Source organism: Janthinobacterium sp. 1L-D-8-B-C4 (assembly GCF_057291295.1).
The window spans coordinates 48819-68841 of record NZ_JBXAVX010000014.1 but is presented as its reverse complement, the minus strand read 5'-3'; the positions used below and the strand labels follow the sequence as shown (position 1 = coordinate 68841).

At 62.4% G+C, this 20023-nt stretch carries 17 protein-coding genes; 5 read left to right on the top strand and 12 right to left on the bottom strand.

Going from position 1 to position 20023, the window contains the following annotated elements; translation table 11 throughout:
• Positions 1-77: 77 nt before the first annotated feature.
• Positions 78-836 carry a fumarate/nitrate reduction transcriptional regulator Fnr gene (fnr, locus tag AC0Z42_RS21955; protein WP_485470306.1) on the top strand — a complete coding sequence of 253 codons (759 nt, stop codon included), beginning with the start codon at positions 78-80 and terminating at the stop codon, positions 834-836.
• Here fnr and AC0Z42_RS21950 read toward each other — a convergent pair whose 3' ends face one another.
• The 6 genes from AC0Z42_RS21950 to ccoN are packed head-to-tail and all read right to left on the bottom strand — an operon-like array spanning position 837 to position 6015.
• Positions 837-1361, bottom strand: coding sequence for a FixH family protein (locus tag AC0Z42_RS21950; RefSeq protein WP_485470305.1), 525 nt, complete (start codon positions 1359-1361; stop codon positions 837-839). It lies immediately after the preceding gene.
• A 55-nt stretch (positions 1362-1416) separates the two neighbouring features.
• Positions 1417-2808, bottom strand: coding sequence for a cytochrome c oxidase accessory protein CcoG (ccoG, locus tag AC0Z42_RS21945; protein ID WP_485470304.1), 1392 nt, complete (start codon positions 2806-2808; stop codon positions 1417-1419).
• 4 nt (positions 2809-2812) lie between these two features.
• Positions 2813-3739 carry a cytochrome-c oxidase, cbb3-type subunit III gene (gene ccoP, locus AC0Z42_RS21940; RefSeq protein WP_485470303.1) on the bottom strand — a complete coding sequence of 309 codons (927 nt, stop codon included), beginning with the start codon at positions 3737-3739 and terminating at the stop codon, positions 2813-2815.
• Complete coding sequence (locus AC0Z42_RS21935) at positions 3732-3932, bottom strand: cbb3-type cytochrome oxidase subunit 3 (protein WP_485470302.1); 201 nt, start codon at positions 3930-3932, stop codon at positions 3732-3734. The genes ccoP and AC0Z42_RS21935 overlap by 8 nt, the downstream gene beginning before the upstream one ends.
• Position 3933: 1 nt before the next feature.
• The gene (ccoO, locus tag AC0Z42_RS21930) at positions 3934-4548 is read right to left on the bottom strand and encodes a cytochrome-c oxidase, cbb3-type subunit II (protein ID WP_485470301.1); all 615 of its coding nucleotides are present in this window, start codon (positions 4546-4548) and stop codon (positions 3934-3936) included.
• A 15-nt stretch (positions 4549-4563) separates the two neighbouring features.
• A complete protein-coding gene (gene ccoN / locus AC0Z42_RS21925) occupies positions 4564-6015 on the bottom strand; it encodes a cytochrome-c oxidase, cbb3-type subunit I (protein WP_485470300.1) in 1452 nt (483 codons plus the stop codon).
• 71 nt (positions 6016-6086) lie between these two features.
• Here ccoN and AC0Z42_RS21920 point away from each other — a divergent pair, with 71 nt between their 5' ends.
• The 4 genes from AC0Z42_RS21920 (at position 6087) to AC0Z42_RS21905 (ending at position 11125) form a co-directional block, all read left to right on the top strand.
• A complete protein-coding gene (locus AC0Z42_RS21920; protein WP_485470299.1) occupies positions 6087-6389 on the top strand; it encodes a hypothetical protein in 303 nt (100 codons plus the stop codon).
• Positions 6390-6410: 21 nt separating this feature from the next.
• A complete protein-coding gene (locus AC0Z42_RS21915; RefSeq protein ID WP_485470298.1) occupies positions 6411-7451 on the top strand; it encodes a methyl-accepting chemotaxis protein in 1041 nt (346 codons plus the stop codon).
• A gap of 66 nt (positions 7452-7517) precedes the next feature.
• Entirely contained in the window at positions 7518-9653 is a 2136-nt protein-coding gene (locus tag AC0Z42_RS21910) for a T6SS effector phospholipase Tle3 domain-containing protein (protein ID WP_485470297.1), read from the top strand.
• Between the two features lie 266 nt (positions 9654-9919).
• The gene (locus AC0Z42_RS21905) at positions 9920-11125 is read left to right on the top strand and encodes a hypothetical protein (protein WP_485470296.1); all 1206 of its coding nucleotides are present in this window, start codon (positions 9920-9922) and stop codon (positions 11123-11125) included.
• On the opposite strand, the gene ccoS is transcribed toward AC0Z42_RS21905, so the two are convergent.
• The 6 genes from ccoS to AC0Z42_RS21875 form a co-directional block, all read right to left on the bottom strand.
• On the bottom strand, positions 11113-11298 hold the full coding sequence (ccoS, locus tag AC0Z42_RS21900) for a cbb3-type cytochrome oxidase assembly protein CcoS (RefSeq protein ID WP_485470295.1): 186 nt from the start codon (positions 11296-11298) through the stop codon (positions 11113-11115). The genes AC0Z42_RS21905 and ccoS overlap by 13 nt on opposite strands.
• Positions 11298-13727 (bottom strand): heavy metal translocating P-type ATPase, encoded by a 2430-nt coding sequence (locus tag AC0Z42_RS21895; RefSeq protein WP_485470294.1) that lies wholly within the window; start codon positions 13725-13727, stop codon positions 11298-11300. Before AC0Z42_RS21895 ends, ccoS begins: the two co-directional genes overlap by 1 nt.
• Positions 13728-13752: 25 nt before the next feature.
• Entirely contained in the window at positions 13753-14502 is a 750-nt protein-coding gene (locus tag AC0Z42_RS21890; protein WP_485470293.1) for a sulfite exporter TauE/SafE family protein, read from the bottom strand.
• A 9-nt stretch (positions 14503-14511) separates the two neighbouring features.
• Positions 14512-15969 (bottom strand): oxygen-independent coproporphyrinogen III oxidase, encoded by a 1458-nt coding sequence (hemN, locus tag AC0Z42_RS21885; protein WP_485470292.1) that lies wholly within the window; start codon positions 15967-15969, stop codon positions 14512-14514.
• Between the two features lie 22 nt (positions 15970-15991).
• Positions 15992-17653, bottom strand: coding sequence for a methyl-accepting chemotaxis protein (locus AC0Z42_RS21880; RefSeq protein ID WP_485470291.1), 1662 nt, complete (start codon positions 17651-17653; stop codon positions 15992-15994).
• A 252-nt stretch (positions 17654-17905) separates the two neighbouring features.
• Positions 17906-20014 (bottom strand): EAL domain-containing protein, encoded by a 2109-nt coding sequence (locus AC0Z42_RS21875; RefSeq protein WP_485470290.1) that lies wholly within the window; start codon positions 20012-20014, stop codon positions 17906-17908.
• Positions 20015-20023: the final 9 nt, after the last annotated feature.

Genomic DNA, 20023 nt, shown 5'->3' with positions numbered 1-20023 from the left:
ATCGCATTTCGCCGAAATTGGCACATTGCCTCTGCAGATACAGTAAACTCGTTGTTGTATTTTCTAAAAGGATGCCCATGTCACAAGAGCTGTTGTCTCCAACCTTGCCCCCCGTGAACGTGGAAGCGTTGCGTGCGCGCTGCGCCACCTGCAGCATGCACCAGCTGTGCCTGCCCATGGGGCTCGACGTGGGTGACATGGATCGCCTTGATCAGATCATCGGCCGGCGCCGCAAGGTGGTGCGTGGCGCCTCGCTGTTCCGCATCGGCGATTCGTTCCAGAACCTGTACGCGATCCGCCTGGGCCACTTCAAGACCTACCAGATCAATCCCGGTGGCGAAGAGCAGGTGACGGGCTTCCAGATGGCCGGCGAACTGTTGGGCATGGACGCCATCAGCACCGACCGTCATCATTGCAATGCGGTGGCGCTGGAAGACAGCGAAGTGTGTGAAATTCCATTTTCCAGCCTGGAGCAATTGCTGGGCAATATGCCGACCCTGCTGCGCCATTTCCACCGCATGATGAGCCAGGAAATCACGCGCGAGCAAAGCGTGATGCTATTGCTGGGCAATATGCAGGCGACCCAGCGCTTTGCCGCCTTTATCGTCAACCTGGCGTCGCGCTATGAAGCGCGCGGCTATTCGAGCAGCAAGTTTCAATTGCGCATGTCGCGCGAGGAAATCGGCAACTACCTGGGCCTGACGATCGAAAGCATCAGCCGCCTGCTGTCGAAATTCAAGAAGGAAGGCTGGCTGAGCGTCTCGAACCGCGAGATTGAAATCTTGCAGCCTGCCAAGTTGAAGGCGATTACAAACGGTACTGACACCTGCAAGTAATTACAGTTCGTTGTCGGCGTGGATGGTGATGTCGCGCTGGGCCGGCCAGGCCCAGATGCCCGACAGGCGCCATACGCGCTGCTGGTCTTCCACCAGCACCTGCCAGCGGCTGCGCTCGAGCATCGGCAGCGACACTGAAAAATTGCCGTTGGCATCGGGCTGCACCATCAGGCGGATATCTTTTTCCGGCAAGGTGGCATGCGCCAGGTGCAGCAGCAAAGGCTGCCGGTAAGCCTTGCCGAAGCTATGCACGGAACCGGTGATGCGCGACTGCGCCACATCGTAGGCCAGGCTGGTATCCATCGCCAGGTCGCTGGCGACCGTGTCGCGGCGCAAGTCCTGGTTGATCGCCTTGCCTTGCTTGTAGTAGTCGCCCACCACCAGCGCATCGGGCTGCGTGAACGCGATATACCCCATGAAGCTGCCGACGACGACCGACAGGCCGGGGCCGATCATCAAGAGCCACGGCCAGCGGTGCTTGTACCAGGGATCGACGGGGGCTTGCAGTTTGGCGGTCTTGGACATGGTGTTTCTCCTGATTCAATATGGCGCCAGGCAAGGCCCGGCGCCGCTTCCTGGTTTAACGCGGCACGATGAATACCGCGCTTTCGCGCACATGCAATGAGGGATCGTCGATCGATTGCAGCGTGATCTGGATCTTGTTCGAACCCTTCTCGCCGACGCCGTGCGGCACGCGCAAACGCACCGGCCAGCCCAGCGTTTCGGTCGGCTGCAGGGTCACTTCCTCGCGCGTCAGCAGGGCCAGGCCGGGCAGGCCCGACACGGCGATCCGGAAGTGCTGCTGCTCTTCCGAGGTGTTCATGATCTGCAGGCGATACACGTTTTCGATCATGCCATCTTCCACTTCCCGGCCCATCGAACCGCGGTCGCGGATCACGTCCATTTTCAGGGGCGTGCGCAGGAACAGCGAGGTGCACACGGCGATGATGATCAAGGCCAGGATCGAGGTGTAGATCAGCACGCGCGGGCGCATGGCGCGCCGGCGGATCTGCTGCGAACTGAAGTTGTTTTCCATCGCATGGTCGGTGCTGTAGCGTATCAGCCCGCGTGGCCGTTCGACCTTGTCCATCACGCTGTTGCAGGCGTCGACGCAGGCGGCGCAGCCGATGCATTCATACTGCAGGCCATTGCGGATATCGATGCCGGTCGGGCACACCTGCACGCACAGGGTGCAGTCGATGCAGTCGCCCAGTTTGGCTTGCGCGCCGTCCTTGGCCGCTTTCTTGTTCAGCGCGCCACGCGGCTCGCCGCGTTTTTCGTCGTAGGTGATGATCAGGGTATCCTGGTCGAACATGGCGCTCTGGAAGCGCGCATACGGGCACATGTATTTGCATACCTGTTCGCGCAGCCAGCCCGCGTTGCCGTAGGTGGCCAGGCTGTAGAACAGAATCCAGAACCATTCCCAGGGCCCGAAATTGAAGGTCCGTACTGCATGCACCAGATCCTGGATCGGCGTGAAGTAGCCGACAAAGGTAAAGCCGGTCCACAGGGCGATGGCGCCCCAGGCCAGGTGCTTGGCAACCTTCTTGCCGGTCTTGCGCACGGAAGGGCCTTGCCGGTCGAGCGCCATGCGCGCGCTGCGCGTGCCTTCGATCTTGCGTTCAACCCACAGGAAAATTTCCGTGTAGACGGTTTGCGGACAGGAAAAACCGCACCATACCCGCCCGGCAATCGCCGTGACCAGGAACAGCAGATACGCCGCGATGATCAGCAGGGCCGCCAGATAGATGAAATCCTGCGGCCACAGCACCACGCCGAAAATGTAGAACTTGCGCGTGGTCAGGTCGAACAGCAGGGCTTGCCTGCCGTTCCAGTTGAGCCACGGCAAGCCGTAGAACGCCAGCTGGGTGAGCCACACGCATACCCAGCGCCATGTTGCATAGCGCCCTTTGGCCTCGCGAGGGTAGATCTGCTCGCGGGCCGCATACATCTTGATGACTTGGGGTTCCATTTGCTTACTTCACAGGAACCGCAGGCTGGGGGTTGGAGAGGCTCCAGATATACGCCGACAGCACATGCACTTTCGACTCGCCAAGGAAGTCACCGAAGGCGGGCATGGTGTTGTTGCGGCCCTTGCGGATGGTTTCCATGATGGTGTCGGCACTGCCGCCATACAGCCAGATCCTGTCGCTCAGGTTCGGCGCGCCGAGTTGCGCGTTGCCCTTGGCATCGGCGCCATGGCAAGCCATGCAGGCGCCGAACTTCGATTTGCCCAGCACCGATTTGACCGGGTCCGAGGTCGAACCCGACAGGCTCAGCACATAGTGCGCGACATTCTCCACATCCTGCTCCGAACCGAGGGCGGCGCCCATCGGCGGCATGATGCCGTTGCGGCCATGCAAGATGGTGGTCTTGATGATGTCGGGATCGCCGCCGTACAGCCAGTCCTTGTCGGTCAGGTTCGGAAAGCCCTTGTTGCCGCGGGCGTCCGAACCATGGCACTGCGCGCAGTAGGTCAGGAACAGGCGCTGGCCGATGGCGTTGGCCTGCGGGTCGGCGGCCACGGTTTTCAGGTCTTGCTTCAGGTACTTGTCGAACAGGGGACCGTAGTCGGCTTCCGCCTTTTTCAGTTCCTGCTCGTACTGGCCCGACGATTTCCAGCCCAGCTTGCCCGCATAGGTGCCCAGGCCCGGATACAGGAACAGGTAGGCCAGCGCGAACACGATGGTGATATAGAACAGCCACATCCACCAGCGCGGCATCGGCGTATTGAGTTCCTTCAGGTCTTCGTCCCACACATGGCCGGTGGTGCCGTCGGCCGGGGCGCCCGGCAGTACCGTCACCTTCGACTGCGAGTACAGCAGCACGCCGCAGCCGATGATGCCCAGCAGGGACAGCACGACGATGTAAATATTCCAGAAACCACTGGTAAAGTCAGACATGGCCGCGCTCCTCTTTTGCCGCTCCGGCATCGGCCGGATAGTCCAGCGCCTCGTCGGCGAACGGCAGGTTGGCCGCCGCGGCGAAGTCCTTGTTGCTGCGGCTGAAAGTCCACCACAGGATGCCAACAAACGTCGTAAAGGAAACCACCGTCATGACGCTGCTGGCGCTGTCGAACAGGTTCTCGATTGCCATGCTAATTCCTCGTTTTGATTAATGTGCCCAGGCCTTGCAGGTAGGCCACCAGGGCGTCTTCTTCCGTCTTGTCCTTCAGCTGCTCGGGACCGGCCTTGATCTCTTCCTCGCTGTACGGCTGGCCCAGGCGTTTCAGGGCGCGCATCTTCGGCACGATGTCTTCCGGCGCCAGCCTGGTTTTCGCCAGCCATGGGTAGGACGGCATGTTCGATTCCGGCACCACGTCGCGCGGATTGTTCAGGTGCGTGCGGTGCCATTCGTCGCTGTAGCGGGCGCCGACCCTTGCCAGGTCGGGACCGGTACGCTTGGAACCCCACTGGAAAGGACGGTCGTAGACGAACTCGCCGGCCACCGAATAATGGCCATAGCGCTCGGTCTCGGCGCGCAGCGGACGTATCATCTGCGAGTGGCAGTTGTAGCAGCCTTCGCGCACGTAAATGTCGCGGCCAGCCAGGCGCAGCGGCGAGTACGGTTTCAGCCCGGCGATCGGCTCGGTGGTGCTCTTCTGGAAGAACAGGGGCACGATTTCAACGGCGCCGCCGACGCTGATCACCAGGGTGACCAGGCCGATCAGCAGCCAGGGGTTTTTTTCAATCCATGCATGTGAGAATTTCATTTGCTTTCGCTCCAATCAGGCGTGCGCCACGGTCGGTTCCGTGCGGTGATCCGTGTTCAGTTCCGGGATGCGTGCGACTGGCACTTTGGTGCCGCGCAAGGTCATCCAGGTGTTGTAGCCCATCACGCACATGCCAGCCAGGTACAGCAGGCCACCGCCCACGCGCACCACGTAGTACGGATAGGTTGCCTTGACGCCTTCGACGAAGGTGTAGGTCAGGGTGCCGTCCGGATTGACCGCGCGCCACATCAGGCCCTGCATCACGCCGGCGATCCACATTGCGGCGATGTACAGCACGATGCCGATGGTGGCGACCCAGAAGTGCACGTCGACCAGGCGCGTGCTGTACATTTTGGTCCGGCCGGCCACGCGCGGCAGGATGTAGTAGATCGAACCCATGGTGATGAAGCCGACCCAGCCCAGAGCGCCCGCATGCACGTGTGCCACGGTCCAGTCGGTGTAGTGCGACAGCGAGTTGATGGTCTTGATCGACATCATCGGGCCTTCGAAGGTGGCGATGCCGTAGAACGACAGCGAGACGATCATGAATTTCAGGATCGGATCGGTGCGCAGCTTGTGCCAGGCACCCGACAGCGTCATGATGCCGTTGATCATGCCGCCCCAGCTTGGCGCCAGCAGCACCAGGGAAAACACCATGCCGATCGATTGGGTCCAGTCAGGCAGCGCGGTGTAGTGCAGGTGATGCGGGCCGGCCCACATGTAGGTGAAGATCAGCGCCCAGAAGTGGACGATCGACAGGCGGTACGAGTACACAGGGCGCTCGGCCTGTTTCGGGATGAAGTAATAAACCATGCCCAGGTAGCCGGCGGTCAGGATGAAGCCCACCGCGTTATGGCCGTACCACCATTGGATCATCGCGTCCTGCACGCCGGCATAGGCCGAGTAGGATTTGGTAAACGAGGCCGGCATGACGGCGCCATTGACCACGTGCAAAATCGTCACGGCCAGGATATAGGCACCGAAGAACCAGTTGGCCACGTAGATATGCTTGACCTTGCGCTTGATCAGGGTGCCGAAGAACACGATGGCGTAGGCGATCCAGACAACGGCGATCAGGATCGAGATCGGCCATTCGAGCTCGGCGTATTCCTTGCCGCGCGTCAGGCCCATCGGCAAGCTGACGACCGCGCACAGGATCACCGCTTGCCAGCCCCAGAAGGTAAAGGCGGCCAGCTTGTCGGAAAACAGGCGTACCTGGCAGGTGCGTTGCACCACGTAGTACGAGGTGGCGAACAGGCCGCAGATACCGAACGCAAAAATGACCGCATTCGTGTGCAGCGGACGCAAACGGCCGTAAGTGAGCCACGGTATGTCGAGGTTCAGGGCGGGCCAGGCCAGCTGGGCGGCGATGATAACGCCGACCAGCATGCCGATGACGCCCCATACCACAGTAGCGATCGCGAATTGCTTCACGATCTTGTAGTTATAGTTTAGCGATTGATCCACAAAGACTCCCTGGAATGTCTATTTATGATGGTGGCCAGAGGTTAAGTGTTTGAGGTCTAAAAAACTTTGATGTGGATCAAAATTCCCCAGATGAAAGATGGGTAGTGCGGCAGCACCAATTATTTACTGATCTCGGTAAAAAAATGGCCGTAAAAGATCCCTGCAAGCGCGCCGTGGCGTTGGCATGGCAAGCGCGGCCGCGCCATGACAGCAAGACAAAAATCATGATTTCTCACCAATGTTGTGCTGCCGCCGCACCGCATGGTGCGGCGCACAAAATAATGCGACAAAAAAGTGCAATTTGGCATATAAAGTTGTTTTGGAATAAATTTTCCATATTTAATTTGCTGGCCCGCTTTTTGCATGCGCTTTAATTCAAAAAGGAGGGCATACCCATGGCAAATCCACAGGCAATCGTCGAGCTCACGCATCAGGTCCGCAAGCTGGCGTCCAGCAAGATCGGGGACATCAATGACATCAACCGCGAGGCCAACTTCCTGGCGCTCAATGCACTGATCGAGGCGGCGCGAGCGGGCGCCGCCGGGCGCGGCTTTGCCGTGGTGGCAAACCAGGTCAAGCAGGTCTCGCAGCGCATCGGCGAAGTCACCGAAAGCCTGAACCAGGAACTGGTCGGTTCGCTCAGGAGCCTGACCGAACTGGGTGACCTGATGATCGGCCGCATGCAGTCGCATGAAGGCCAGCGCTGCGCCGACCTGGCCCTGAACATGATCGACATCATCGACCGCAACCTGTACGAGCGCTCGTGCGACGTGCGCTGGTGGGCCACCGACTCGGCGCTGGTGTCATGCCTGGCCAACACCAGCGCGGCGGCCAGTGAACACGCAGCGCAGCGCCTGTCGGTGATCCTCGACAGCTATACCGTCTACAAGGATATCTGGGTAGTCGATGCCGACGGCACCATCGTGGCCAGCGGGCGTGGCGCGCAGTATCCGGTGACCAGGCGCAACGTCTCCCGCGCGCCCTGGCTCAAGGCGGCGCTGAACACCGCCAGCGGCGAAGACTATGTGGCCGCCGATGTCTGCACCACCGCGCTGCTGCATGGCGCCCAGGTGGCAACCTACGCCACGGCGATCCGCGAAGGCGGCGCGACGCATGGCAAGGTGCTCGGTGCGCTGGTGATCTTCTTCGACTGGATGCCGCAGGCGCAGGCGGTGGTCAAGGGCGTGCGCCTGACGGACGCGGAATGGTCGCGCACGCGCTGCATGATCCTCGATTCCTCGTTCCGCGTGCTGGCCAGTTCCGATGGCGAGGGCGTGCTCAGCGAAGTGTTCCCGCTGCATCCGGAGCAGCGCCGCGCCGGCTTCTACCGCGACGGCGACATGACGGTCTCTTTCGCCGCCACGCCGGGCTACGAAACGTACAAGGGGCTGGGCTGGTATGGGGTGGTATGCCAGCGTGCCGATGCCCGCAGTTGATCTCGCTTAATATGTTTATGAAGCAACGCCGTACAGTGGTAAGTCCCGCCACTGCAAAGGCTTGCCATGCCCGATGCCGACCGCAGCAAGCCGCTTGATGATGCCGCCAATTATGTCGTAGGGCGCTTCAGCGGCACCTGCCTCTACAGCCACAGCCTGCTCACCTGCGTGCAGCAGATGCCGTCGCCCGGCATCGTCATCTTCGTGCATGGCGTCAATTCCGACGGCGAGTGGTACCGCGCGGCGGAGGAAGGCCTGTGCAAGGGCTTGAATACGCGAATGAAGCGCTGCGACGAGCATTTGTGCCATGCCACGGCGCAAGCCGGGCAGTTGACGCCGGTACGCTACAAGGGCGAGCTGACGGATGACGGCTATGTCGATCCCGATTACACGGCCAGCACCTTTATCGAGCCGCAAGCGCATTTCTCGCCCGTGATCCACTTCCGCTGGGGCTACAAGGCCAGCGACAGGGAATTGCAGCACTATGGCGATTCGGTCTACCTGAACGAACACGATTACTGGGGCGGCGGCCCGTTCGCCAATGGCTGTTCCTCGTTGCCCGACCTGTGGGGCGAGGGGCTGTCGGACGCCCTGTTCCTGTGGATACATATCGAACACCTGAACCCCGTCAACGACCGCATCGTGTATGCCTGCCCGCCGCGTCCCTACTTCGTGCTGGCCGCGCTGCGCCTGGCGCATGTGGTGCAGGCGATCCGCAAGGAACAGGCCGATGTACCGATTACCATCGTCTGTCACAGCCAGGGCAATATGGTGGGCATGGCGGCGGCGTTTCTGGGCAACAAGCTCGCTGACGTGAAGGATGCCGGCGGACGCACTGGCCGCTGCGTGGCCGACACCTATGTGCTGTGCAACCCGCCCTACAGCCTGTTGCGCCGGAATGACACCGAAGGCTGGCTGCAAGGACAGGTGAAGGACGTGGACGGCAATGTGGGCCGGCAAAGCGGCAAAGCGCGCCGCAAGACGCTGGCGGCGTTCTTCGATATCGTGCGCGGCCAGGCGCAGGAGCCACCGATGGACCCTTGCCTGAGCCGCATGGCGGACAACCAGAAACACGATTTCAGCCTGGACAAGGACAGGGCCAGCTATGGCTGCGGCCCGCAGCAATCGACGCGCGGGCGCGTCACGCTGTATTGCAATCCGCATGACCAGGTGATCTCGGCCACGCCGATACAGGGTATCGGCTGGCTTGGCCTCAGCGCCGAAGAGATCAAGGGCACGCGCGGCGATGGCGTGTTCAGCCAGCGGGTTTTTGCGCAGGGCCACCTGGTGGGCCAGCAGGGGGATTATGACTACTGGAGCAATCACTATCGCCAGCCCGAACGTGGCAGCGTTGATTTCTGGTTTCCCCATTCGCCGATTTCAAAGTACGACCCGAACAAGGGCGTGCGCGCCAGTACCAGCGACGCCGGCAGGGCCGCCACCGTGCGCACGGCCGCCGCCGCCTCGCAACTGATGAAGTGGCTGAAAATCCCGATCCATGCCGTGCCGCCCGCTGACTGGCGCATTCCCGTCAATGCGCCTGCGCTGCCGAACACTTTTTTGCCGCAGGCCGTGCGTTTCGGCACGCCCAGTGCGCAATTCGACCAGGATCTCGATCCGCCGGCCACGCACCGCCATGCCGGCAAGGCGCGCGCCGAAGACGATCCCTATGCGGACGAGGAACTCGGTGGCAGGCCGGCCGGCAACCGCGATACCGAAGCGGGCCTGCGCTACGAAGACCATGCCCGGCTGCGCATGAAAGCGCGGCGCGAAAAGGTGTATGGCAATGGCGACAAGGTGGGCATGGAAGACGACCTGTCGACCGCTACGCCCGAATATCGACACTGGCGCAAGCAGGAAATCCAGGCGCAATTGGTGGCCACCTGCGATACGCATGCGACCGACCATTCCACGATCCTGACGAACGGCGCGCATGCGGAAAAAGCGCTGGCGTATGACGTGGCGATCGGGGTCAATGTTATCAGCGAAAAAGCGATGCTTAAGTTACGCATTGCAGCTGACTGGCGATTGTTAAATGGTCTTGGCGATAACAATCCACAGAAGATATTTGATGAGTATTTTGTGTCTGGAATGTTCAAGGAATTGTCATTGCTCAATTGGGTGCGTAGCGGTGGCAGCACCGGCGCCATGCCGCCCGAAATAGAGGATGAACGCATGTACAAGCGCCCGGAGACCTCCTGATGCGCAACTTGATTGCGACTTTGCCACGCCGGCTAGGCTGGAGCCTGTTCGTATTCAGCCTTGCGTTTGGCATGGCATGCTGGTTTGTCTTGCAGGCCGCGCCACTCGATGTTTCTCCTGACGAAGGATTGCTGATGAAACGACTATTGTTGATGCCAGCACTGCTGGCGCTTGCCGTGCTTTTTTTTACTTCGGCTTGTGCCAGCAAGGGATCTGTCGTTGCACCGACTACTGCTGTTGCGTCCGTCGCACCAGAGCAGCCCTATATGGCGCAGGTTGTCGGGGTGCAGTGGTTGAATCCCTTGCAGCGCCGCGACTATCCAACCGAGTGGCAACTGCTGTGGACACTGGGCCTGGCCAAGCCGAACAAGGACGATAGCAAAGTGAAAGAAAATCCTGTGCGTTTTGGCAAGGTACAATCGATTGGCATGATTGCTGCAGGCAATGATGGCGAGGAAACCTTCCACGGTTACCATCACAAATATGTGACGGAGCTGATTTATCGTTTTCGCGACATTTATTTTTCCAGCGAAGAGTATTTTTATAATGCCCATTCCCTGACCGATAAATCCACGCGGCGAGAACTGGCCGGTATCCATGTCGAATATGCCCTACCTGAAGGACGCCTCGATCCAGTCGAAGCCGGATTATATGTGCAGGATACAATCAGGCGCGCCTTCAGCATTGGCAATACCTCCTTCCCCGATTCCTGGACCACTGCCACCCCACCCGATGTGCGCGTCACCATGGGCGGCGCCAATGCGGGCTTTGCGTCATTGAGCGCCGGCCTGGCTTATCTGCAAGCAAACCCGGACAAAACCGTGTGGGTGATGAACTGGGACGCGCCGAGTTTTCCGCCCAGGGATGAGCAGATCAATGAAAACATGGTGCTGCTGGTGCTGGCCGGGCCCGCTTACAAGACCGGGCGTGCGCCGCTGGCGTGGCTGGGCTTTCCCGTCACGCGCGCGGTGGCCGATTTCAAGGCTGAAAAGGGGCAGTCGCCGCGCATCGTGCAGGCGTGGAGCAGTGCGATGGCCGATGCCGCGGCCAATGCGCAGACCAGCGACAGCGCCATCGGCTATGTGATCCACGACGCCGGCGTCACGTATCCGGCCGCGTCCGACCGCATCGGGCCGCTGGCGCAAAGCCTGACCGAGCAATTGCCGGAATTCGATTTCAACCGGCAGAGCTTCAACCTGCCCGCCTTGCTGGGCGAGACGGGCGCCGGCACGGCCTTGACGAATGTGGCGCTGGCGATTGCCTACGCCCATCATGTGGGTGGGCCGGTGCTGGTGGCGGGCACCAGCGAGGCGCAGCAGGTCAGCGCCGTGGTGGTGGCGCCGCCGACGGTGCCGCGGCCGGTCGACCATGATGCGCCGTGGTTCCGCGCGCGCGGCGGCGGCAGCGTGTTCCTGCCCTGGTGGGGCCTGCGCCACGATGCGCGGCCCGGTTCGCAAGGTTATTCGCGCTGATCCGGCGGCTGCTGTGCCGGCTTTTCCGGCGTGGTGTCATCGTCCTGCAGCACGCGCATGCCGGGGCCGACCAGGTCGTCGAACTGGCCGCCGTCGGAGGCCTTGAAGAAGACCCATAGCGCGATAAAGACCACCACGATGCTGAGCGGAATAAGCAGGTACAAGGACTCCATCAGGTTTTCCTCAGGCGTAGCGCGTTGGCGATCACGACCGCCGAGCTGGCGGCCATGCCGACGCCGGACAGCCACGGGTTCAGGTAGCCTAGCGCGGCGGCGGGAATGGCGGTCAGGTTGTACAAGGTGGCCCAGCCCAGGTTTTCGCGGATGATGCGCATGCTGCGCGCGGCCGTATGGGCCGTGTCGAGCACCGAGCGCAGCTGGCTGGACAACAACACCGTATCGGCATGCGCCTGCGCCAGCGCGGCGCCGGAACCCATGGCAAACGAGACGTCGGCCGCGCTCAGCACGGCGGCGTCGTTGATGCCGTCGCCAACCATCGCCACCACCGCGCCGGTCGCTTGCAACTGCTGCACGAAATCGAGCTTTTCATCGGGCAGGCATTCGCCGCAGGCGGTGGCGATGCCCAGCTCGCGCGCCACGCCTTGCGTCAGCGCTTCCTGGTCGCCGCTCAGCAGCACCACTTGCTTGCCATGGCGCTGGAAGTATTCGACCACTTCGCGCGCTTCCGGGCGCAGGGCGTCGCTCAGCAGAAAACGCGCCAGCCACTGCCCCTGCGTGCCCAGGTACAAGGGCGTCATGCCGTTGACGCCGAGCGCCGTGTCGCCCAGCGGCGGGCCGGCGAGCGCCGCCACAAAAGCCGCATTGCCGAGGCGGTAGCGCACGCCATCGAGCACGCCTTCGAGGCCCTGGCCCTGCACTTCCTGCAATTGCTGAGCGTGACCCGGGCCGATGGCGCCGGCCGCGTCCAGCATGGCTTGCGCCAGCGGATGGGCGCTGCCCGTTTCCAGCGCGGCAGCCACTTGCAGGCAAGCCTGTTCATCAAGCTTGCCCAGGCTGTCGGTCTGCCGCAGCACGGGCCGGCCCAAGGTCAGGGTGCCCGTCTTGTCGAACACGATATGGGTGGCGCGGTGCAAGGTTTCCAGCACATGTGGCTGGACGATCAGCACGCCGCGCCGCAGCAGGCTGTCGGTGGCGGCGGCCAGCGCGGTCGGCGTGGCCAGCGACAGCGCGCACGGGCACGACACCACCAGCACGGCAATCGCCACCGGCCAGGCCTGCGACGGATCGTGCCAGCTCCAGAAGGCGAACACGGCGGCGGCGAACAGCAGCAGGCCCAGCACGAACCAGGCGGCCACCTTGTCGGCCCATTGCGCGATCTGCGGCTTGCCGCTGCCAGCGCGCTCGATCAGTTTCAAGAGATCGGACAGGGTGCTCTCGCGTGCCGGTTTCAAGACCCGCAGCAGCAGCGCCGCGCTGGCGTTGATGGCGCCACCGGGTACCTGTTCGCCGATGTTTCTGCGCTGCGCCGCGCTCTCGCCCGTCAGCAGCGACAGATCGAGCGCGCTGTTGCCTTCGATAATCACGCTGTCGGCGGCGATCGCTTCGCCCGGTTTCACCAGGATCATGTCGCCCACCGCAAGGCTGCCGGCCGGCACCAGGAGGGTAGCGCGGCTGTCCGGGAAACCGGGCATCAGGGTTGCCGAAGCGGGCAAGGCGTGCTGCAGGCGTTCCAGTGCGCCAGCGGCCTTGCGGCGCGCTTGCAGTTCAAAGTAGCGGCTGCACAGCAAGAGGAAAATGAACATGGTGGCCGAGTCGAAATACACCTCGCCCTGGCCCGTGAAGGTGGCCACCAGGCTGCCGAAGAACGCCGCCAGGATGCCCAGGGTAACGGGCACGTCCATGCCCAGGGTGCGCGCGCGCAGGCTGGACCAGGCGCCCTGGAAGAACGGCAGCGCCGAGTAGCAGATGGCCGGCAAGGTCAACAGCAGGCTGGCCCAGCGCATCAGGCTGGCCATGGCCGGGTCCAGCGTGCCGTCTTCGGCCGCCAGGTAGGACGGCGCCACATACATCATCACCTGCATCATCGACAGGCCGGCCACGAACAGCTGGCGGCCCAGCGTCTTGCTGGCCTTTTGCAGTTGCTCGCCATGGCGCACGGCGTCATACGGATACGCCGTATAGCCGACCTGGCGCACCGCTTGCAGGATATCGCCCGGTTCGCACTGCGATTTGCTCCAGCGCACATACAGGCGCTCGGTGGCGACATTCAGGCTGGCCGCCTGCACGCCGGGCAGGCGGATCAGCTGGCGCTCGATCAGCCAGACGCAGGCGGCGCAGCGTATGCCTTCGACCGACAGGGTCGCTTCGCAGCTGCTGGCGTCGCGCGCGAACTGCGCATCGTCATTGCTGTACAGGCGCAGTTCGGGCGGCACCAGGGTGGCGTCAAACGCGTTGGCGGCGTAATCGTCGCGCTCGCGGTAATAACTGCTTTGGCCGATGTCGACAATGGTTTGCGCCACCGCCTCGCAGCCGGGGCAGCACATGGCGCGTGGAAATTCATCGATGGTGACGCTCCAGCTGGAACCGGGCGGCACGGGCAGGCCGCAGTGGAAGCAGTCGGCCGGTTTCAATACGGCATTCATAGGGGACTTTTCATGCGTCTTTTCATCAATGGGGCGCCACGCACAGGGCGTCGAGCCAGCCCAGCGAGACGCCGTTGGCCGCGCGCAGCAAGCCCAGCAGGCCAAAACCCAGCACCAGCAGGCCGCTGGCGATGCGCACCGGGCGGCGCTGCAACTGCTGGCGCAGGCGCGCGCCCAGCAAGCCCATGCCAAGCAGGGTCGGCAAGGTGCCCAGGCCAAACGCCGCCATGGCGGCCGCGCCGTGCAGAGCCGAGCCGGCCATCATGGCGGTCAGCAAGGCGCTGTAGACCATGCCGCACGGCACCCAGCCCCACAGGCCACCGACGGCCAGCGCTTTCAATGGCGTGTCCATCGGCATCAATGGCGCCAGCAGCGGGCGCACGCGGCGCCACAGCAGGTTGCCGGCCGCTTCCAGATGCGCCACGCCACGCCAGGCGTCCATCAGGTACAGGCCCAGCGCGACCAGCATCAGGTTGGCCAGCCAGTAGCCAGCTACCTGCAAGGAGGCCATGCGCAGCATGCCGGCGCCGGCCAGGCCGCCGGCAAAGGCGCCTGCCAGCATGTAGCTGCCGATGCGTCCGCCGTTATAGGCCAGCACGCGCAGCGCATGGCTTTCCGATACCGTACGCTGCGCATGGATGGCGATCACGGCGCGCTGACGCGCTCTGGGCACGCCTGCCGACAGCGCGCCGACGATGCCGCCGCACATGCCGATGCAGTGCACGCTGCCGGCCAGGCCGACCATGAACAGCGGCAAGAGGCTGAGGGGATTCATCGGCTGGCGCTATACCGTTTTCGAGTAGCGCAGCGGTTGCGGCGCATCGGCTGGCGCCAGCGCGGCCTTGGCGCGCGCTTCGGCCAGGTGGCGGTCGAACACCATGCAGATATTGCGGATCAACAAGCGCCCTTTCGGTGTCACCGTCAGCCAGTCCTCTTCGATGACGAGCAAGCCGTCGCGCGCCAGTTCGCGCAGCTTTTCCAGTTCGGCCGCAAAATAGCTGCGAAAGACCACCGGGTGCGCCTGCTCGATGGTGGCGATCGACAGTTCGAAATTGCACATCAGCATCTGGATGATGATACGGCGCAGCATGTCGTCCGTTTCCAGCTTGATGCCGCGCGCGATCGGCAGCACGCCTTCGTCGAGTTTCTCGTAGTAGGCGTCGAGGGTCTTTTCATTCTGGCTGTAGACCGCGCCGACCGAGCTGATGGCCGATACGCCACAGGCGATCAGGTCCGCTTCGGCGCGCGTCGAATAGCCCTGGAAATTGCGGTGCAGGCGGCCCTGGCGCTGTGCCACGGCCAGGTCGTCGGTGGGCTTGGCGAAATGGTCCATGCCGATATACACATAGCCGGCGGCCGTCAGGCGCGCGATGCACAGGCCCAGCATGGCCAGCTTGGTGCTGCTGTCGGGCATGTCGGCGTCGAGGATGCGGCGCTGCGGCTTGAACAGGTGCGGCATGTGCGCGTAGTGGTACAGGGCGATGCGGTCGGGGCTGGCGTTGATCACCTTGCGCAAGGTTTCCGTCATGGTGTCCATGCTCTGCTTGGGCAGGCCATAGATCAGGTCGATGCTGATGGAACGGAATCCCGCGTCGCGCGCGGCCTGCATCACGGCCACGGTTTCCGCTTCCGGCTGGATGCGGTTGACGGCCTTTTGCACATCGGCGTCGAAGTCCTGCACGCCCAGGCTGATGCGGTTGAAGCCTTGCGCGCGCAATGAAAAAACGCGTTCGCGCGAGACCGTGCGCGGATCGATTTCAATCGAATACTCGCCGTCGGCGTCGGGCGCGAAGTCGAAGTGCTGGCGCAAATGCGCCATCAGCTCGTCCATCTGCTTTTCGCTCAGGTAGGTGGGCGTGCCGCCGCCGAAGTGCAGTTGCTCGATCTGGTTGATGCCGGCAAACAGCTTGCCCTGCATGGCGATTTCCTGCTTCAGGTAGCTGAGGTAGGTGGCCGCCTTGCTGCGGTCTTTGGTAATGATCTTGTTGCAGGCGCAGTAGTAGCACAGGGTGTCGCAAAACGGCACGTGCACGTATAGCGACAGCGGTCGGCGCCCGCCGCGCATGCGCAGGGCGGCCACCGCTTCGAGGAAATTGCCATAGCCAAAGCCGGCATGGAAACGGTCGGCAGTCGGATACGAGGTGTAGCGCGGGCCGGACTGGCTCATCTTGCCGATGATGACGGGATCGAATTCGACAACGGCGTCGAGTTCGCCGGTATTGCTGCTCAGTAATGTGTTCATGATGGTTCGATTCTTGAAAAGATCAGGCAGCCAGGCGTTTCAGGCCGGCGCTTTTGCTGGCGTTGGCGGCGCCGCTGCGGCCGTTGTTCAGGGTGACACGGCGCGGTGGCGGCATCTTGCCGAAATTGAACAGGCTGACGGCCTGCGACAGGCTGGCCGCTTCCTCCGACAATCGCGTGGCGGCCGCAGCCGCCTCCTCGACCAGCGCCGCGTTCTGCTGCGTCACCTGGTCCATGTGGGCAATCGCGGTGTTGACCTGGTCGACGCCGATGCTTTGCTCGCGCGAGGCGATCGAAATTTCCTGCATGATGGCGGTGACCTGCTGCACCGAGCTGACCACCTGTTCCATGGTGGTGCCGGCGCGGTTGACCTGCACCATGCCGGCGCCGACCTTGCTGACGGAAATGTCGATCAGCTGCTTGATGTCCTTGGCCGCCAGCGACGAACGCTGCGCCAGGTTGCGCACTTCACCGGCCACCACCGCAAAGCCGCGGCCCTGTTCACCGGCGCGCGCCGCTTCCACGGCCGCGTTCAGCGCCAGGATATTGGTCTGGAAGGCGATGCCTTCGATCAGGCCGATGATGTCGACGATTTTCTTCGACGAGGTGTTGATTTCATCCATGGTGGTGATCACGTCGGCAACGATCTCGCCGCCCTGCACCGCCACCCTGGAGGCGGCTACCGCCAGGTCGTTGGCCTGCACCGAGTTGTCGGCGTTTTGCTTGACGGTCGACGAGAATTCTTCGATGCTTGACGCCGTCTCTTCCAGGCTGGCGGCCTGCGATTCGGTGCGGCCCGACAGGTCCATATTGCCGGCCGCAATCTGCTTGGTGGCCACCGCCATGGTTTCAACGTTGATGCGCACGTCGCGGATGGTGGCGATCAGGTTGCTGTTCATCTGTTGCAGCGCGCGCAGCAACTGGCCCACTTCGTCGGTGCTGTCGGTTTCAAAGCTGCCCGACAGGTCGCCGGCGGCAATCGCTCGCGCGCCGTTCAGGGCCTTGTTCAAGGGCTGCAGCACCGAGGTGCGCAGGGTGTACCAGAGGAAGACGTTGATCAGGAAGCCGACCAGGGTGGCGCCGAAGATGCCGTAGTTGGTTGCCGCGCCGCCGGCGGCAAACAGGGTGATGGCGCATACCAGCAGTTGCAAACAGTTGACGGCGCTGGTGGCCATCCAGATGCGCAGGTTGAGCGACATGTGGGTCAGCTTGTGCAGCAGGTGGGCCAGGCCCGGGCGCACTATCTGGCCGTGCTTGATGACGATGCGCCCGCCCTCCTGGTTGCGGATGGCGTGATAGGCTTCCTCGGCCACCTTGACTTGGTCCTTGTCGGCCTTCACGCGCACCGACATGTAGCCGACCGTCTGGCCCGCCTCGCGGATCGGCGTGACGTTTGCGCGCACCCAGTAAAAGTCGCCATTCTTGCAGCGATTCTTGACCAGCCCGGTCCATGGCGTGCCGGCCTGCAGCGAGGCCCACATGTCGGCAAATGCTTCGGCCGGCATGTCCGGATGGCGCACGATGTTTTGCGGCGAACCGATCAGTTCGGCTTCGGTAAAGCCGCTGACCTGGCTGAAATACGGGTTCACATACACGATGTTGCCGTTCATGTCCGTTTTCGAGACGATCGCCTGGTCTTCCAGCACAAGGGTTTCACGGTTGGTAACTGGCAAATTCTGGCGCATGACGGCTTCCCGGACAGGTTGCGTCAAACGGCAGTCGGACGCATTTATTGAATAAAGCTTGCAGGATTGCAAGAACGTGGATCAGTGTAAGGAGTCGTCAGCGCAAATTTATTGATGTAGATCAAAATCCTTAAAATTGGAGTGGGTAATTTGACGGCGCGCGGGCGCAGGTAGTCACTTCTACCGGGGGGTGATTTGATCGATGCCGCCATCATGCCTATGGCGTTGGCGGTTTTGCGCTGGCCAGGCCGTTCAATCCATGCCGGCCGTCAGCGGCCGCAAACTGCCCACCGCATAACCCTGCGCATAATCGACGCCCAGTTCGCGGATAATCGCCAGCGTTGCTTCGTCTTCCACGTATTCGGCGACGGTTTTCAGGCCCATCACGTGGCCCACTTCATTGATGGCCTTGACCATCGCGCGGTTGATCGTATTGGTGGCGATATCGCGCACGAACACGCCGTCGATCTTCAGGTAGTCGACCGGCAGCGCCTTCAGGTAGCCGAATGAGGAAAAGCCGCTGCCGAAGTCGTCGAGCGAAAAGCGGCAGCCGAGCGCCCTGAGCTTGTGCATGAAGACCTGCGCCTTGGGCAGGTTGGCGATCACCGCCGTTTCGGTGATTTCAAAGCAGATCTGCTCGGGCGCGACGGCGTATTGCACGAACTGTTCAATGATGTAATCTTGCAGGTGGGTATCGGCCAGCGACATGCCCGACAGGTTGACCGAATACAGGGCCGGCGCGCGGCGGCAGTTTTCAATCTGTGCCAGGGCGACCGGCAGGCTGTCGCGGATGCTCTGGATATGGTGACAGACGGCGCGGATGACCCAGCGGTCGATCGAAATCATCATGTCATAGCGTTCGGCGGCCGGGATAAAGGCGCCGGGCAGTATCAAATCGCCCTTGCTGTTGCGGATGCGCAGCAGCACTTCGTCGTGGCTCTCCTGGCCATCGTGCAGGTGCACGATGGGCATCGCATACAGGCGGAAATATTGATGCTCGAACGCTTCCTTCAGGCGCGAAATCCACAGCATTTCGCCATGGCGCTGGGCCAGCATCACGTCGGCTTCCTGGTACACGTGGATGCGGTTGCGGCCCTGCTCCTTGGCCAGGTAGCAGGCCTGGTCGGCGGCGATCAGCAGTTCGCTCAGTGACTTGCTGTCCTGGTTGACTTCCACCATGCCGATGCTGACGCCCAGTTCGAAGCTGCGCGAGTCCCAGCTGAAACGGAAATCGCGGATCGACTGGCGTAATTGCTCGCCTATAATGCGCGCGTGATCCATCGGGCAGTTCGGCAACAGCACGCCCAGTTCGTCGCCGCCCAGGCGCGCCAGAATGTCGCTGTCGCGCATCTGCGACTGCAGCAGCTTGGCCAGCAGTTGCAGCAGCATGTCGCCGGCGCCATGGCCGCAGGTGTCGTTGATCACCTTGAACTGATCCAGGTCGAGGTACAGCAGCGCATGCACATGGCCCTGTTCCTTGGCGCTGTGCAGCGCGTTGGCCACCACGTGTTCGAAATGGCGCCGGTTGATCAGCCCGGTAAGCGAGTCGTGCGTGGCTTGCCACGACAATTGCTGGCTCAGCTTGCGCTCATGGCTGACATCGCGAAACACCACTACCGCGCCGAGGATCTCGCCGTCGCGCGACCAGATCGGCGCGGCCGAATCTTCGATGGCGATATGGCGCCCGTCGCGCATGATCAACTCGGTGTGCGAGGACATGCCGACCGACTGGCGCTGGTGCAGGCATTTGAGGGCCACATGTTCCAGCGGCTCGCCCGTGCGCTCATCGACCAGTTGCATGGTTTGCCAGATATCCAGGCCGCGCGCCAGTTGGTTGGTCCAGCCGGTAAGCTGCTCGGCCATGCGGTTAAGGTAGCGCGTCTTGCCGAACGGGTCGGTGGTGATCACGGCGTCGCCGATCGAGCTGAGCGTGACTTCGGCCAGCTCCTTGTGTTCGGCGATCATGATTTCTTGCAAGGTTTTTTCGGTGATATCCCAGATGATGCCCAGCGTGCGTTCGGGCTGGCCGTGCGCGTCCAGGAATACCTGTGCCTTGGCAGCCAGCCAGTGCTCGCTGTTATCGGGCCAGACGACACGATATTCGAGAGAGTAGCTACCGTGTCGTTCGACCCCCTCCTGCAGCACTTGCAGCACATGCTCGCGGTCATCGGCATGCACGCAGGCAAGGAAATCGCGAAACGAATGCGTCAGCGGGAGTTCGGGCAAGCCCAGCAGCGTGGCACCCTTGGCCGACCACGTCACCGTGCCGTCGATCACCTGGCCGCCGACGATGCGCGAATCCCAGATCGCCATATGCGCCGCTTCGAGCGCCATATGCAAACGTTGTTGTTGGTCGCTCATCACGCTCTC

What these genes read in the sequence shown, in the direction of transcription:
- fnr (WP_485470306.1), top strand. Translation starts at nt 78, where the DNA reads ATGTCACAAGAGCTGTTGTCTCCAACCTTGCCCCCCGTGAACGTGGAA.
- AC0Z42_RS21950 (WP_485470305.1), bottom strand. Translation starts at nt 1,361, where the DNA reads ATGTCCAAGACCGCCAAACTGCAAGCCCCCGTCGATCCCTGGTACAAG.
- ccoG (WP_485470304.1), bottom strand. Translation starts at nt 2,808, where the DNA reads ATGGAACCCCAAGTCATCAAGATGTATGCGGCCCGCGAGCAGATCTAC.
- ccoP (WP_485470303.1), bottom strand. Translation starts at nt 3,739, where the DNA reads ATGTCTGACTTTACCAGTGGTTTCTGGAATATTTACATCGTCGTGCTG.
- AC0Z42_RS21935 (WP_485470302.1), bottom strand. Translation starts at nt 3,932, where the DNA reads ATGGCAATCGAGAACCTGTTCGACAGCGCCAGCAGCGTCATGACGGTG.
- ccoO (WP_485470301.1), bottom strand. Translation starts at nt 4,548, where the DNA reads ATGAAATTCTCACATGCATGGATTGAAAAAAACCCCTGGCTGCTGATC.
- AC0Z42_RS21915 (WP_485470298.1), top strand. Translation starts at nt 6,411, where the DNA reads ATGGCAAATCCACAGGCAATCGTCGAGCTCACGCATCAGGTCCGCAAG.
- AC0Z42_RS21910 (WP_485470297.1), top strand. Translation starts at nt 7,518, where the DNA reads ATGCCCGATGCCGACCGCAGCAAGCCGCTTGATGATGCCGCCAATTAT.
- AC0Z42_RS21905 (WP_485470296.1), top strand. Translation starts at nt 9,920, where the DNA reads ATGGCGCAGGTTGTCGGGGTGCAGTGGTTGAATCCCTTGCAGCGCCGC.
- ccoS (WP_485470295.1), bottom strand. Translation starts at nt 11,298, where the DNA reads ATGGAGTCCTTGTACCTGCTTATTCCGCTCAGCATCGTGGTGGTCTTT.
- AC0Z42_RS21895 (WP_485470294.1), bottom strand. Translation starts at nt 13,727, where the DNA reads ATGAATGCCGTATTGAAACCGGCCGACTGCTTCCACTGCGGCCTGCCC.
- AC0Z42_RS21890 (WP_485470293.1), bottom strand. Translation starts at nt 14,502, where the DNA reads ATGAATCCCCTCAGCCTCTTGCCGCTGTTCATGGTCGGCCTGGCCGGC.
- hemN (WP_485470292.1), bottom strand. Translation starts at nt 15,969, where the DNA reads ATGAACACATTACTGAGCAGCAATACCGGCGAACTCGACGCCGTTGTC.
- AC0Z42_RS21880 (WP_485470291.1), bottom strand. Translation starts at nt 17,653, where the DNA reads ATGCGCCAGAATTTGCCAGTTACCAACCGTGAAACCCTTGTGCTGGAA.
- AC0Z42_RS21875 (WP_485470290.1), bottom strand. Translation starts at nt 20,014, where the DNA reads ATGAGCGACCAACAACAACGTTTGCATATGGCGCTCGAAGCGGCGCAT.